The following is a 14520-nucleotide window of genomic DNA, read 5'->3' on the forward strand; positions in this document are numbered from 1 at the left end:
GGAGGTCAACGATGCCGTTACGGTCTACTGAAAACTGGCCCCACGGCGCGATCATGCTGGACGCCGAACACACGCAATTTGCGCTGTGGGCGCCGGATGCGTTTTACGTCAGTGTCGAGCTGGACAATGGCCAGTCGCTGCCGATGCTGCCGCAGGCAGACGGCTGGTTCGTGATCAAGACCCGCTGTCCGGCGGGTACGCGTTATCGCTACAACATCGACGGCGAACTGGAGGTGCCCGACCCGGCCTCCAGAGCGCAGGACGGCGACCTCGACCGCCATAGCGTGGTGGTCGATCCGCTGGCCTACGCATGGCGACACAGTGCCTGGCACGGTCGGCCGTGGAGCGAAGCGGTGATCTACGAATTGCACGTTGGTGCGCTCGGCGGTTTTGCCGAAGTCGAACAACATCTGGCGCGCCTCGCGGGGCTTGGCATCACCGCCATCGAACTGATGCCGCTGGCGCAGTTCCCCGGCGAACGCAACTGGGGTTACGACGGTGTCTTGCCCTACGCACCGCAAGCCTCCTACGGCACCCCGGAACAACTCAAACACCTGATCGACAGCGCTCACGGCCACGGCTTGGCGGTCATTCTCGATGTGGTTTACAACCACTTCGGCCCTGACGGCAATTACCTGCACCGATACGCCAAAGGCTTTTTTCGCGAGGATAAACATACGCCGTGGGGCGCAGCGATCGATTTTCGCCGCACCGAAGTGCGCGAATTCTTTATCGAAAACGCCCTGATGTGGTTGCTCGAATACCGCTTCGACGGACTGCGCCTGGATGCCGTGCATGCCATCGAAGACCCGGATTTCCTCACGGAGATGGCCCAGCGCATCCGCGCGCAGATCGACCCGAGCCGGCATGTGTGGCTGACCGTGGAAAACGAACTCAACCAGTCGAGCCTGCTCGAATACGATTACGACGCGCAGTGGAACGACGACGGCCATAACGCCCTGCACGTCTTGCTCACCGGCGAAACCGACGCCTATTACGCCGACTACGCCGCGCAACCGACCGAACAACTGGTGCGCTGCCTGAGCCAGGGTTTTGTATTCCAGGGTCATATCACCCGCCACGGCGAACCGCGCGGCGAGCCGAGCGAGCACCTGCCGTCGACGGCGTTCGTGCTGTTCCTGCAAAACCACGATCAGATCGGCAACCGCGCGTTCGGCGAGCGCCTGCATCAATTGGCCGACCCACGCGCAGTGCAGGCCGCGACAGTGCTGTTGCTGCTGTCGCCGATGATTCCGCTGATGTTCATGGGCGATGAATTTGCCGCCGAGCAACCGTTCCTGTTTTTCACCAGTCACCACGGTGAACTGGCCGAACGGGTGCGCGAGGGGCGACGCAGTGAATTCGCCGCGTTCAGCGCCTTCACCGATCCGCACAAGCGCGAGCAGATTCCCGACCCGAATGCCGAACAAACCTTCCACGCCTCGCAGCCAAGGTTGATCGGCACTGGCAGCGCAAAACAGCAGGAAACCTTCGCGCTGTACCAAAAGCTCCTGCAATTTCGCCATCAATACATCATTGCGCATCTGTCCGGTACGCAAGCGCTCGGCGCGCATATGCTCGGTTATGGCGCGGTCAGTGCGCGCTGGCGCCTGGGCGACGGCAGCGAGCTGCGAATTGACCTGAACCTCAGCGACACGCCAGTGGTCAACCCTCCACAGACCGACGCCGTGTGGCTGTTTCAACAGCCGCCCGTTGCGGCGCTGTCGGAGCCGGGCCAACTGCCGGCGTATTGCGCGCTTGTCAGCCTCACGGCCGCAACCCCTTTGCAACCTCTGGATGGAGAGCGCCTATGAGCGATGCGCAACTGGAAATTCTCGCCAGCCGAGCCGGCCTTGCCGTCGACTGGATCGACGCCAATGGTCGCCCGCAAAAAGTCGCCCCGGCGGTACTGCGCAACGTCCTCATCGGATTGGGCCACCCCGCCAGCACGGCGCAGGAAATCGACGCCAGCCTGCTCGAACTGCAAGCCGTGCAGCAAGACCGCCATCTACCGCCGCTGCTCACCAGCGATGTCGGCGTCGGCCTTGATCTGGCGCGTTACTTCGCACCGCAAACACCTTGTGAAATCCACCTCGAAGACGGTTCACGGCTGAACCTCAAACTTGACAGCGAAGCGGTCTTGCCCGGCCTGATCCCGGTCGGATATCAGCAAGTGCACATTGCCGATCAATATTTCACGCTGGCCGTGGCCCCGGAACGCTGCTTCAGCGTCGGTGATGCGGTCGACAATCCGATCCCGCGCGCCTGGGGCCTGAGCGTGCAACTGTATTCGTTGCGCCGCCCCGGCGACGGCGGCTTCGGTGACACTCAGGCGCTGGAAGAACTCGTCCGCGTTGCCGGTGAGCGCGGCGCCGAAGCGTTGGCGATCAGCCCGCTGCATGCGATGTTCAGCGCCGACACCGGCCGTTACAGCCCTTACTCGCCGTCCAGCCGCCTGTTCCTCAACTCACTTTACGCCGCCCCGGGGGCCATTCTCGGCGAGCGAGCCCTGCGCGATGCCATCGACGCCAGCGGTCTGGCCGAAACATTCGCGCAACTGGAAGATTTGAAACTGATCGACTGGCCCACCGCTGCCGAGGCCAAACAGCAACTTCTGCACGCCTTGTATGAAGGCTTTATTGCCGGCGATCACCCATTGCACCCGGACTTTGCCAGTTTCCGTCATAGCGGTGGCGAAGCCCTGGAAAACCACTGCCGCTTCGAAGCGATCCAGGAAATGCGCGCCGCCCGGGGTGAGAGCCTCGACTGGCGCCAATGGCCGGCGCACTGGCATGACCCGCGCGGCGCCGCGCTGGAAGCCTTCGCCGAAGAATACGCCGAACGCATCGGCTACTTTGCCTTTTGCCAATGGCTGATCCATCGCTGCCTGGAGCGTGCGCAAACCGCCGCCCGCAGCGCTGGCATGGGCATTGGCCTGATCGCGGATCTGGCGGTCGGGGCCGATGGCGCCGGCAGTCAGGCCTGGAGTTTTCAGGATGAGTTGCTCGCCTCGCTCACCGTCGGTGCTCCGCCGGATATCCTCAACCGTTCCGGTCAGGGCTGGGGGATTTCCGCGTTTTCCCCTGAGGGTCTGATCCGCAATGGTTTCCGCGCTTTCATCGACATGCTCCGGGCCAATTTCGCCCACGCGGGCGGTCTGCGCATCGACCACGTGATGGGCCTGCAACGCCTGTGGGTGATTCCCAACGGCGCGCTGCCCGCCGACGGCGCCTATCTGTATTACCCGGTCGATGACCTGCTGCGGCTGCTGACCCTCGAATCCCATCGCCATCAAGCGATCGTCCTCGGTGAAGACCTCGGCACCGTGCCCGATGGCCTGCGCGAGAAACTCATCGCCCGCTCGATGCTCGGCATGCGCGTGCTGTTGTTCGAACAGGACAACTGCCACTTCAAACCCATCCTCGACTGGCCGGACAACGCCCTCGCAACCACCAGCACCCACGACCTGCCGACAATCAATGGCTGGTGGCATGGCCGCGACATCGACTGGAACGCCCGACTGGGTTTTGTCGATGCCAACGGCGAAATCGAATGGCGTCATCATCGCCAGCGTGAGCGCGAAGGCCTGCGCAGTGCCTTGAGCCAGGACCCGCAAAACTTTCGCGAGGAATCCCACGAAGCCGATCAAGTGGTCGACGCTGCGGTGCGTTTCCTCGGCCATACCCGCGCGCCACTGGTGCTGCTGCCGCTGGAAGATGCGCTGGGTATCAACGAACAGGCGAACCTGCCCGGCACCGTCGACACGCACCCGAACTGGTCGCGGCGCCTGCCCGGCACCAGTGAAGCCTTGCTCGACGGTGCCGATGCAGCGCGGCGGCTTGAGTTGCTGGCGTGCGCACGCCTCCAGGCTGCCGAGCGTGACCAATGAATCAAACGCTCATACAGCCCCTGCGCGCGACGTTGCGCCTGCAATTTCATCAAGGTTTCACCCTCGAACAAGCGGTGCCACTGGTGCCGTATTTCGCCAGTCTTGGTATCAGCCATATCTACGCCTCGCCGCTACTCGCGGCGCGGTCCGGTTCGATGCATGGCTACGACGTGGTCGACCCGACCCAGGTCAACCCGGAACTCGGCGGCGAGCTGGCACTGCGGCGATTGGTCAGCACCCTGCGCGAACACAACATGGGGCTGATCCTCGACATCGTCTCTAACCACATGGCCGTCGGTGGTAGCGATAACCCGTGGTGGCTGGACCTGCTGGAATGGGGAAGACTAAGCCCCTACGGTGAATTCTTCGATATTCAATGGCACTCGCCCGACCCGTTGATGGAGGGCCAGTTGTTGCTGCCATTCCTTGGCAGCGATTACGGCGTGGCGTTGCAAGAAGGCACGCTGAAGCTGCATTTCGATGCAGACAAAGGCCGCTTTCATGTCGAGCATTACGACCATCATTTCCCGATTTGCCCGAACGATTACGGCGAATTGCTGAAATCCATAGAAGCGCTAAAACCTCTCGCGGATCGCTTCAGCACGCTGAGTTACCAGACCGATGCGCATGCGCTGGCGATCCCGCTGAAGGACGAGTTGCGGCAACTGGCGCGCGACCCACAGATCCTCGCCGCCATTCAGCGCAACCTTGAGCGTTACGACTCGACCACGGCCGAAGGCTTCCAGCAGTTGCATCAATTGCTCGAACGGCAAAGCTATCGCCTCGCCAGTTGGCGCACGGCGGCGGATGACATCAACTGGCGGCGTTTTTTCGACATCAACGAACTCGGCGGCCTGCGCGTCGAACGCCCCGCCGTGTTCGAAGCCACCCACGGCAAGATCTTCCAGCTGATCGCCGAAGGCCTGGTTGACGGTTTGCGCATCGACCACATCGACGGCCTCGCCGACCCGCGTGGTTACTGCCGCAAATTGCGTCGTCGTGTCGATCTGTTGGCACCGGGCCGGCACTTGCCGATCTACGTGGAAAAGATCCTCGGAGCCGGCGAAACCCTGCACCGCGACTGGGCGGTGGACGGCACCACCGGTTACGAGTTCATGAATCAGCTGTCGCTGTTGCAACACGATCCCGATGGTGAATACGTTCTCGGTGATCTGTGGCAGCGGCGCACCGAACGCCCGGCAGCGTTTATCGAAGAAGCGCAACTGGCGCGTCAGCAGATTCTCAACGGTTCGCTCGCCAGCGATTGCGAAAGCGTCGCCCAGGCCTTGCTGCAAGTGGCGCGCGACGACCTGATGACCCGCGACCTGACGCTTGGCGCGATCCGCCGAGTGCTACAGGCGTTGATCGTGCACTTCCCGGTTTATCGCACCTACATCAGTGCCATGGGTCGTTCCGCCGAGGACGAGGTGTTTTTCCAGCAGGCCATGGACGGTGCCCGGCAAACCCTCAGCGAAGCCGACTGGCCAGTGCTCGACTGCGTGGCGACCTGGCTCGGTGGCACGCCGTGGCGGCGCAAACCGCGCGGGCGCTCACGCAAGATCCTCAAGCATGCCTGCGTGCGCTTTCAGCAACTCACCTCACCGGCAGCGGCCAAAGCCGTCGAAGACACCGCGTTGTATCGCTCGGCAGTGCTGCTGTCGCGCAACGATGTCGGCTACAACACGGAACAATTCAGCGCGCCGGTCAGCGATTTCCATGCGGTCAATCAGCGTCGCCTGAGCGAGTTTGCCGACAACCTGCTGGCCACCGCGACGCACGATCACAAACGCGGCGAAGACACCCGCGCGCGTCTGGCCGTGCTCAGTGAGCGCAGCCATTGGTACGCCGAGCAGGTCGAACTGTGGCGCGCCCTCGCCCGCCCGGTTCGCGTCGATGATCAAGTACCGTCGGCCGGCGATGAGCTGATTCTCTATCAAGCCTTGCTCGGCAGTTGGCCGCTGGATTTGCGGGATGACGATCAACAGGGTTTCGCCGACTACGCCAAGCGTATCTGGCAGTGGCAACAGAAAGCCCTGCGTGAGGCGAAGCTGCAAAGCAGTTGGAGCGCGCCGAACGAAGCCTATGAAAATGCGACCCAGGCGTTTACCGAGCAACTGCTCACCGGTGATGACGGCGAACTGCTGCGCGCCGCACTGGCCAAGACCGCCAACAGCATCGCCGCTGCCGGCGCCCTCAACGGTTTGGCGCAAACCTTGCTGCGCATGACGGTGCCGGGCGTTCCGGATCTGTATCAGGGCAACGAGTTCTGGGATTTCAGCCTGGTCGATCCGGACAATCGCCGGCCGGTAGATTACGCCGCTCGCGCGCAGTCCCTGCAGGAGCCACTGGCGACTGTGGAGTTACTGACGAACTGGCGTGACGGGCGCATCAAGCAAGCCTTGATCGCCGAGGTGCTGAACCTGCGCGCCGAACATGCCGGGTTGTTTCGGCGTGGCACGTACCAGGCCCTGGAGGTGCTGGGCCGCCAGGCGCACAACGTGCTCGCGTTTGCCCGTGAACACGAGGGGAAATACGCCATCGTGATCGTACCGATCCGTTGCGCAACGTTGCTGGAAAACGGTGCTGTACCTCAGGTCGATGCGCTGCGCTGGGGCGATACACGGGTGGTTTTACCGTTCGCCGCCTCTGACACAAACCTGAAGGGACTTTTTTCAAGCAGCGCAGTCACAAAAAACAGGGAGCTGAATATCAGCGACGCGCTGGGGGATGTCCCGGTCAATCTCTTTATCCAACACTTAACGTAAGCACGAGTTCAGTTCAGGAGCATTGCGATGAGCACCGACGATAAACGCATCCGCGAATTCGCCTATCAGATCTGGGAATCCGAAGGGAAACCTGAAGGCCACGAAGAGCGCCACTGGGAGATGGCGCGCAAACTGGCCGAAGCTGAAGCGCTGGCACCGAAGAAGCCGCCAAAAGCCGCTGGCAGCAAAACTGCGGGCAAGACCGCTGCTGACGGCAAGAGCGCTGCTGACAAGCCCAAAGCGGCTGCCAAGGCCAAACCGGCGACCGCCGCCAAAGTTCTTCCCCCGGGCGAAAAACCTGCCGAGAAAAAGCCTAAAGCGCCGCGAAAGCCTTCGGCGATCTGACGCTTCCCGGATATTTGAACTAAACGACTGTGTGGCGGGTTTGCTCGCCACTGAGGGCCAACTCGCCCTGAAGAAACCCACAATTCCCCTATGGACCTGGGCATTTTGTGGCGAGGGGATTTATCCCCGTTGGGTTGCGAAGCAGCCCCAAATGCTGCACATGCGGTACATCAGATGCGCCGAGTGCAATGATTTTGCGACTGCTACGCAGCCGAACGGGGATAAATCCCCTCGCCACAAAAGCCCGCTGCCACAGGGGATCAGCGTCAACTGAACCATCCCCGTTTTTTTGCAGGAGCAATCATGACCCGTCCAAAGAAAGCCGAGCCCACCGCGCACGTCGAGCCGTCGAGAATTCGTGAAGGCCTGCCCTTCCCGCTCGGTGCGACCTGGGATGGGCTGGGGGTGAATTTTGCCCTGTTCTCCGCCAATGCCACCAAGGTCGAACTGTGCATCTTCGACGACGCCGGCGAGGTCGAACTCGAACGTATCGAGCTGCCGGAATACACCGACGAGATCTACCACGGCTACCTGCCCGATGCGCATCCGGGGCTGATCTACGGCTACCGCGTCTACGGCGCGTACGACCCGGCCAACGGTCATCGTTTCAACCACAACAAATTGCTCATCGACCCGTATGCCAAGCAACTGGTCGGCGAACTGAAATGGTCGGAAGCTTTGTTTGGCTACACCATCGGCCATCCCGACGCCGACCTCAGTTTCGATGAACGCGACAGCGCGCCTTTCGTGCCCAAGTGCAAGGTCATCGACCCGGCGCACACCTGGGGCAACGACCATCGGGTCAGCGTGCCGTGGGACAAGACCATCATTTATGAAACCCACGTACGCGGCATCAGCATGCGTCACCCGTCCGTGCCGGAGAATGTGCGCGGCACCTTTGCCGGGTTGATGGTCGATGACGTGCTCGAACACATCCGCAAACTCGGCGTGTCGACCGTCGAATTACTGCCGATTCATGCTTTCGTCAATGACCAGCATCTGCTGCACAAAGGCATGACCAATTACTGGGGCTACAACAGCATTGCGTTCTTCGCCCCCGACCCGCGTTACCTCGCCAGCGGCAAGATCGCCGAGTTCAAGGAGATGGTCGCGCACCTGCACGAAGCCAACCTCGAAGTGATTCTCGACGTGGTCTACAACCACACCGCCGAGGGCAACGAGCAAGGCCCGACCCTGTCGATGCGCGGCATCGACAACGCCTCGTACTACCGCTTGATGCCTGACGACAAGCGCTTCTACATCAACGATTCCGGCACCGGCAACACGCTGGACCTGAGCCACCCGTGCGTGCTGCAAATGGTCACTGACTCGCTGCGTTACTGGGCGAGCGAGATGCACGTCGACGGTTTCCGCTTCGACCTCGCGACCATTCTTGGCCGCTATCACGATGGTTTCGACGAGCGTCACAGCTTCCTCGTGGCCTGCCGTCAGGACCCGGTGCTGCGTCAGGTGAAGATGATCGCCGAGCCGTGGGACTGCGGCCCCGGCGGTTATCAGGTGGGCAACTTTCCGCCGGGCTGGGTCGAGTGGAACGACAAATTCCGCGACACCGTACGTGCCTTCTGGAAAGGCGACGACGGCCAGGTCGCTGATTTCGCCAGCCGCATGACCGCTTCCGGTGAGATGTTCAATCAGCGCGGACGGCGGCCGTACTCATCCGTGAACTTCATCACCGCCCACGACGGTTTTACCCTCAACGACCTGGTCTCGTACAACGACAAGCACAACGAAGCCAACGACGAGAACAATCAGGACGGCAGCAACAACAATCTGTCATGGAACCACGGTGTCGAAGGCCCGACCGACGACCCGGAAATCAATGCCCTGCGCCACCGGCAGATGCGCAATTTCTTCGCCACCCTGCTGCTCGCCCAAGGCACGCCGATGATCGTTGCCGGCGATGAATTCGCCCGCACCCAGGACGGCAACAACAACGCCTACTGTCAGGACAGCGAGATCGGCTGGGTCAGCTGGGACCTGAGCGAGGACGGCAAGGCGCTGCTGAAATTCGTCAAACGCCTGATCAAGTTGCGTCTGGCCTATCCGATCCTGCGGCGCGGGCGCTTCCTCGTCGGCGAATACAACGAGGACATCGGCGTCAAGGACGTCACCTGGCTGGCGCCGGACGCCACCGAGATGACCACCGAGCATTGGCATGACGCGCACAATCGTTGCCTTGGCATGTTGCTCGATGGTCGCGCGCAGGAAACCGGGATTCGCCGCAAAGGTGGCGACGCGACGCTGCTGCTGGTGGTCAACGCCCACCACGACATCGTCAATTTCACCTTGCCGGAAGTGCCTGACGGCGGTTTCTGGACGTGCATGATCGACACCAATCAACCAGCTATTCGCGGTCAGGAACGCTTCGATTTCGGTCACGAATATTCCGTCACCGGACGCTCATTGCTGCTGTTCGAACTGCAACACGAAGAAGAAGATTGATATGGACTTGCACAGCTACCTCGCCCGTCGTCCGCCGGACTACGCCAATACCGCCGCCCTCGGCAGTTGCCTGCGGGCGATGGTCGAGGCCGGGCATGACCGCTTGCCATTGCCGGGCAGCGGTCGCACTTTGGAACGCTTTCAGCACTTGGCCGATGTCGGCGGGCATGATCTGGGCTTGTGCAAACTCTTCGAGGGTCACACCGACGCACTGGCGATCATCGAACAACTGGGTGGTTCGCCGACGCCCGGCAGCACTTGGGGCATGTGGGCGGCGGAACCGCCGCAGGCCCGGGTCAAGGTCTCGCCAGCCGGGCACATGGTCGCGTTGCACGGTCGCAAGGCTTGGTGTTCCGGCGCGGCGGTGCTCAGCCATGCCCTGCTGACTGCATGGGATGCTGATGATCAGCAACAACTGGTCGCCGTCGCCCTCGATCAGCCGGGCGTGACCATCACCGATCAGGGCTGGCAAGCGGTGGGCATGGCCGCGACCGGCAGCGTCGAGGTGCTGTTCGAAGGTGCCGAAGCACAAGCCATCGGCAACCCCGGCGACTACCTGCAACGCCCGGGTTTCTGGCAAGGCGGCATCGGCATCGCCGCTTGCTGGTACGGCGCCGCGCGGCAGCTTGGCGAGAGTCTGCGCCAACACTGCGCACAACGCGAAGAAGCCCACGCTCTGGCCCATCTCGGCGCGGTCGACACGGCTTTGCAGGCTGGCGCAGACGTCCTGCGCTTCAGCGCTCTGCACATCGACGCACATCCCGAAGACGACGCGCAATTACTCGCGCGTCGGGCGCGCGCGGCGGTCGAGCAATCAGCCGAACAGGTGATGCGCGAAGTGGGCCGAGCCCTCGGTGCCGGACCGTTTTGCAAAGACCGGCATTTCGCCCGGTTGATCGCCGATCTGCCGGTGTTTCTGCGGCAAAGCCATGCCGAACGCGATCTCGCCGCCCTCGGTCAACTGATCGCCGCGCAACCGGATGAGGTATGGACGCTATGAGAACCAATCCAATCGTCGGCCAGGGAACCTCGCTGCATCAGTGGCAAGGCTCGCAACATCTGGCCGAGCTCGGCAGCATCGACATCCTCAGCCTGGTACCGCCCGGCTCACGCGCGGTGATTGTCGCGCCGCACCCGGACGACGAAGTGCTCGGTTGCGGCGGCCTGCTGCAACTGCTGGCTGCTGCCGGGCGACCGTTGCAACTGATCTCGGTCACCGACGGCAGTGCCAGCCATCCCGGCTCCGCGCGCTGGCCGGTGGCACGCCTGAGCGTGGTGCGTCCGCAGGAGTCCGCCGAAGCCTTGCGCCGTCTTGGCCTGCCGATGCATCGTTTGAAATGGCTGCGCGCAGGCTTTACCGACACCCAGGTCGCCGCCGAAGAACCAGCGTTGCGCGACTTCATCCAGCGCCACCTGCGCCCCACCGATGTGCTCTTCACCACCTGGAGCGAAGACGGCCATTGCGACCATGAAGCCGTCGGCCGCGCCAGTGCCGAAGCGGCGCGGCGTGTCGGCGCCACCTGTCACGAACTGCCAGTGTGGACCTGGCACTGGGCAACCCCGGAAGACGCTTTGGTGCCGTGGCAGCGGGCACGCAAGATTCTCCTGTCGCCCGAGCAGATCGCGCGCAAGCGTCACGCCGTGCACGCGTTCGCCAGCCAGTTGGAGGGCGACGCTGAAGCGGGGCTTGCGCCGGTGCTCGCGCCGTATGTGCTGGATCGGCTGCTGCAACCGTTCGAAGTGGTGTTTTTATGAGCGTCGAAGATCGCTACTTCGAAGGATTGTTCGCCGGCAACGACGACCCGTGGGCGTTTCGCCAGCGCTGGTACGAACAGCGCAAACGCGCGATCACCCTCGCCGCCCTGCCGCGTGCGCACTATCGGGCGATTTTCGAACCGGGCTGCGCCAATGGCGAATTGAGCGCCGAACTGGCCGGCCGCTGCGACCGTCTGCTGTGTTGCGACACGGCGAACGCGGCAGTGAGTCTGGCGCGCACTCGATTAAGCCTGTTCGATCACGCCGAAGTCCGGCAAAAGCGCTTGCCGGACGACTGGCCGGAGGAAAAATTCGACCTGATCGTATTTAGCGAAATCGGCTACTACCTCGACAGCAAGGATCTGACAGAAGTGATCCGTCGGATCAGTCAGAGCCTGACCGCAGACGGACAATTACTCGCTTGCCACTGGCGTCCGCCGATCGATAACTGCCCGCTCAACGCGCGTCAGGTCCATGACCTGATCCACGAGCAGTTAAAGCTGCCGCGACTGGCGCTGCATCAGGAAGCCGATTTCATTCTTGAGGTATGGAGCCGCGAACCGCGCTCGGTGGCGGCACTGGAGGGTTTGCGATGATCGGCATCCTGATTCCGGCGCACAACGAGGAGGACCTGCTCGACGATTGCCTGAGCGCAGCGATGCGCGCCAGCCGGCACGGGCTGCTCGCCGGTGAGCGCGTCGAAGTGCTGGTGGTGCTCGACAGTTGCACCGATCGCTCGGCGCAGATTGTCAGCCGCTACCCGGTGCAGAGCCTGCACATCGAGGCGCGCAACGTTGGCCAGGCGCGTGCCGCCGGGGCGCAGGTTCTGCTGGAGCGCGGCGCTCGCTGGATCTCCTGCTCGGATGCCGACAGCCGCGTCGCCGACGATTGGCTGGTGGCACAGCTGGGCTTGGGCGCGGACGCAGTATGTGGCACGGTGACGGTCGAACGCTGGCACGAGTCATTCAACGAAGCCGCGCAAATCCGTTATCACAGCCACTATCAGGCCCGCGATGGCCATCGACACATTCACGGCGCCAACCTCGGGATCAGCGCCGATGCCTATCGTTGGGCCGGAGGCTTTCCGCCGCTGGTGTGCGATGAGGATGTGCAGTTGGTCCGGCAACTGGAATTGTCCGGCGCCGACATCGCCTGGAGCCATCGGCCGAGAGTGCATACCAGCGCGCGACTGGACAGTCGCGCCCGTGGCGGATTTGGCGACTACTTGCGAAATCTGGCACAGCTTTGAGAAATAAATCCGGATCAGATTGATCTGTGACGCGACGAACTGTACTTCATGAGCAATACTCTGCTGCGCGGCAATCCAGGGTTCGGAGCGTCGCATGGCAATTACCCCGCCTTCACGGGTCGTTCGCGACAGCCTTCTAGGTTGTGAGCACGACTGAGGGCCTGACTCAACAAGGACGTCATCCCCCATGAAACCGTTATTCCTCAGTGAAAGCCCGAACGGGCAAATCTGGAACAGCGCTGCACAACTCGACAACATTCCGGTCATCGCCACGCAAAGCCTGGTGCCTCTCGGCGCGCGCGCCGTGGTCATCGCGCCGCATCCCGGCGATGAAGTGGTGACTTGCGGCGGCCTTCTGCAACTGCTCGCCAGCCTCGGCCACCCGTTGCAACTGCTGTCGATCACCGACGGCAGCGCCAGCCATCCCGGTTCACGCCAATGGTCGGAGAAGCGCCTGAGCGTGTTCCGCCCGCAGGAAAGCGTCGAAGCCCTGCGGCGCCTGGGCTTGCCGATGCACAGTTTGAAGTGGGTACGCGGCGGTTTCACCGATAACGCGCTGCAGGATCAGGAACGGCAACTGACCGACTTCATCGGCCGCTACCTGCGCCCCGGTGACGTGGTATTCAGCACCTGGCGCGAGGACAGTAACGACGACCATGAAGTGGTCGGCCGCGCCAGTGCCAAAGCCGCCGAACTCGCCGGCGCCAGTTTTCACGACGTACCGGTCTGGGCCTGGCACTGGCCGGAACGCGATCACACGCTGATCCCCTGGCAGCGTGCACGCAAACTGCGCCTCGACACCTGGACCGTCGCCCGCAAGAGCCACGCCACCCACGCCTACGCCAGCCAGCTCAAGGGCGAACCGGCCATCGGCATTGCGCCAATGTTGCCGCCGGTGATCCTCGAGCGCATGCGCCTGCCGTACGAAATTGTCTTCCTCTGAAACACCGCCCGCCGCACCACCATGGACGCTTTTGTAGGAGCTGCCGAAGGCTGCGATCTTTTGATCTTGTTTTTTAGAGGATGAAAGTCAAAAGATCGCAGCCTGCGGCAGCTCCTACACGGTGATCTGGAAGGAACTGTCGCCGCGTCGTGTCAGTCGCATGCATAGGCAGTCAGGATTCAGAGGAGTGAACGTGTCCAGCGATCCCAAGCGTCACGCGGTCGACGCGCCAGTGATTCATCGTCTGCGGGTGCTGACGGTCAACACCCACAAGGGTTTTACCGCGCTGAATCGGCGCTTCATTCTTCCAGAGTTGCGTGAAGCGGTGCGCAGCACCTCGGCCGATCTAGTGTTCTTGCAAGAAGTAGTGGGTGAACACGAGCGTCATTCCAGCCGCTACAACGAATGGCCGCAAACCTCGCAATACGAATTTCTCGCCGACAGCATGTGGAGCGACTTCGCCTACGGACGCAACGCCGTCTACCCCGACGGTCACCACGGCAACGCCCTGCTGTCGAAATACCCGATCCGCGAATACCGCAACCTCGATGTGTCGATCACCGGCCCCGAACGGCGTGGCCTGCTGCACTGCGTGCTCGACGTCCCGGGACATGCCGAAGTGCATGCGATCTGCGTGCATTTGAGTCTGCTCGAAAGTCATCGGCAATTGCAGTTGCAACTGCTCTGCCAGTTGCTCGAATCGCTGCCCGACGACGCCCCGGTGATCATCGCCGGCGACTTCAACGACTGGCAGCTTCAGGGCAACGCCGCCCTCGCCCGGCGCGATTACTTGCACGAAGCGTTCGAGCGCCATCACGGGCGACCGGCGAAGACGTACCCGGCGCGGTTTCCGTTGCTGCGGCTGGACCGCATCTACCTGCGCAATGCCAGCAGCCATGACCCGCAAATCCTCGGCAACAAGCCGTGGACGCATCTGTCCGATCACTTGCCGCTGGCGGTGGAAGTGCATTTGTAATGGCGATTATGACAAGACCGTTGGTCAGCCGTTGTTGATCCAGCGGTAAAACCAACTACACCTAAATCAGCTCAAGGAGTAGCGCATTCAGTTTGTTAGCGCAGCAACCTGACGTAGTGCCTCAGTTGCACGACC

The 14520-nt window shown here is 62.3% G+C and carries 11 protein-coding genes; all 11 read left to right on the forward strand.

The window, feature by feature from the left end:
- The first annotated feature begins 11 nt into the window (after nt 1-11).
- The 11 genes from treZ to QOL84_RS06360 all read left to right on the forward strand — a co-directional run bounded on the left by treZ (nt 12) and on the right by QOL84_RS06360 (nt 14385).
- Nucleotides 12-1814: a malto-oligosyltrehalose trehalohydrolase gene (gene treZ, locus QOL84_RS06310; protein WP_283436601.1), complete on the forward strand. Its 1803-nt coding sequence runs from the start codon at nt 12-14 to the stop codon at nt 1812-1814.
- Nucleotides 1811-3889, forward strand: a complete 2079-nt coding sequence (malQ, locus tag QOL84_RS06315; protein ID WP_283436602.1) for a 4-alpha-glucanotransferase — start codon at nt 1811-1813, stop codon at nt 3887-3889. Before treZ ends, malQ begins: the two co-directional genes overlap by 4 nt.
- A complete protein-coding gene (locus tag QOL84_RS06320) occupies nt 3886-6654 on the forward strand; it encodes a malto-oligosyltrehalose synthase (protein WP_283436603.1) in 2769 nt (922 codons plus the stop codon). The genes malQ and QOL84_RS06320 overlap by 4 nt, the downstream gene beginning before the upstream one ends.
- Nucleotides 6655-6681: 27 nt before the next feature.
- Nucleotides 6682-6999 (forward strand): DUF2934 domain-containing protein, encoded by a 318-nt coding sequence (locus QOL84_RS06325; RefSeq protein ID WP_283436604.1) that lies wholly within the window; start codon nt 6682-6684, stop codon nt 6997-6999.
- 303 nt (nt 7000-7302) lie between these two features.
- Nucleotides 7303-9462, forward strand: coding sequence for a glycogen debranching protein GlgX (gene glgX / locus QOL84_RS06330; RefSeq protein WP_283436605.1), 2160 nt, complete (start codon nt 7303-7305; stop codon nt 9460-9462).
- Between the two features lies 1 nt (nt 9463).
- Entirely contained in the window at nt 9464-10462 is a 999-nt protein-coding gene (locus QOL84_RS06335; RefSeq protein WP_283436606.1) for an acyl-CoA dehydrogenase family protein, read from the forward strand.
- Entirely contained in the window at nt 10459-11217 is a 759-nt protein-coding gene (locus QOL84_RS06340; protein ID WP_283436607.1) for a PIG-L deacetylase family protein, read from the forward strand. The genes QOL84_RS06335 and QOL84_RS06340 overlap by 4 nt, the downstream gene beginning before the upstream one ends.
- A complete protein-coding gene (locus QOL84_RS06345; RefSeq protein ID WP_283436608.1) occupies nt 11214-11813 on the forward strand; it encodes an SAM-dependent methyltransferase in 600 nt (199 codons plus the stop codon). Before QOL84_RS06340 ends, QOL84_RS06345 begins: the two co-directional genes overlap by 4 nt.
- The gene (locus QOL84_RS06350) at nt 11810-12466 is read left to right on the forward strand and encodes a glycosyltransferase family 2 protein (protein WP_283436609.1); all 657 of its coding nucleotides are present in this window, start codon (nt 11810-11812) and stop codon (nt 12464-12466) included. Before QOL84_RS06345 ends, QOL84_RS06350 begins: the two co-directional genes overlap by 4 nt.
- Nucleotides 12467-12653: 187 nt before the next feature.
- A complete protein-coding gene (locus tag QOL84_RS06355) occupies nt 12654-13409 on the forward strand; it encodes a PIG-L deacetylase family protein (RefSeq protein ID WP_129393474.1) in 756 nt (251 codons plus the stop codon).
- Between the two features lie 193 nt (nt 13410-13602).
- Complete coding sequence (locus QOL84_RS06360; RefSeq protein ID WP_129393471.1) at nt 13603-14385, forward strand: endonuclease/exonuclease/phosphatase family protein; 783 nt, start codon at nt 13603-13605, stop codon at nt 14383-14385.
- The last annotated feature ends 135 nt before the right edge of the window (nt 14386-14520 follow it).

Origin of the sequence: Pseudomonas helmanticensis, assembly GCF_900182985.1 — a bacterium.
GTDB classification, from domain to species: Bacteria; Pseudomonadota; Gammaproteobacteria; order Pseudomonadales; family Pseudomonadaceae; genus Aquipseudomonas; species Aquipseudomonas helmanticensis.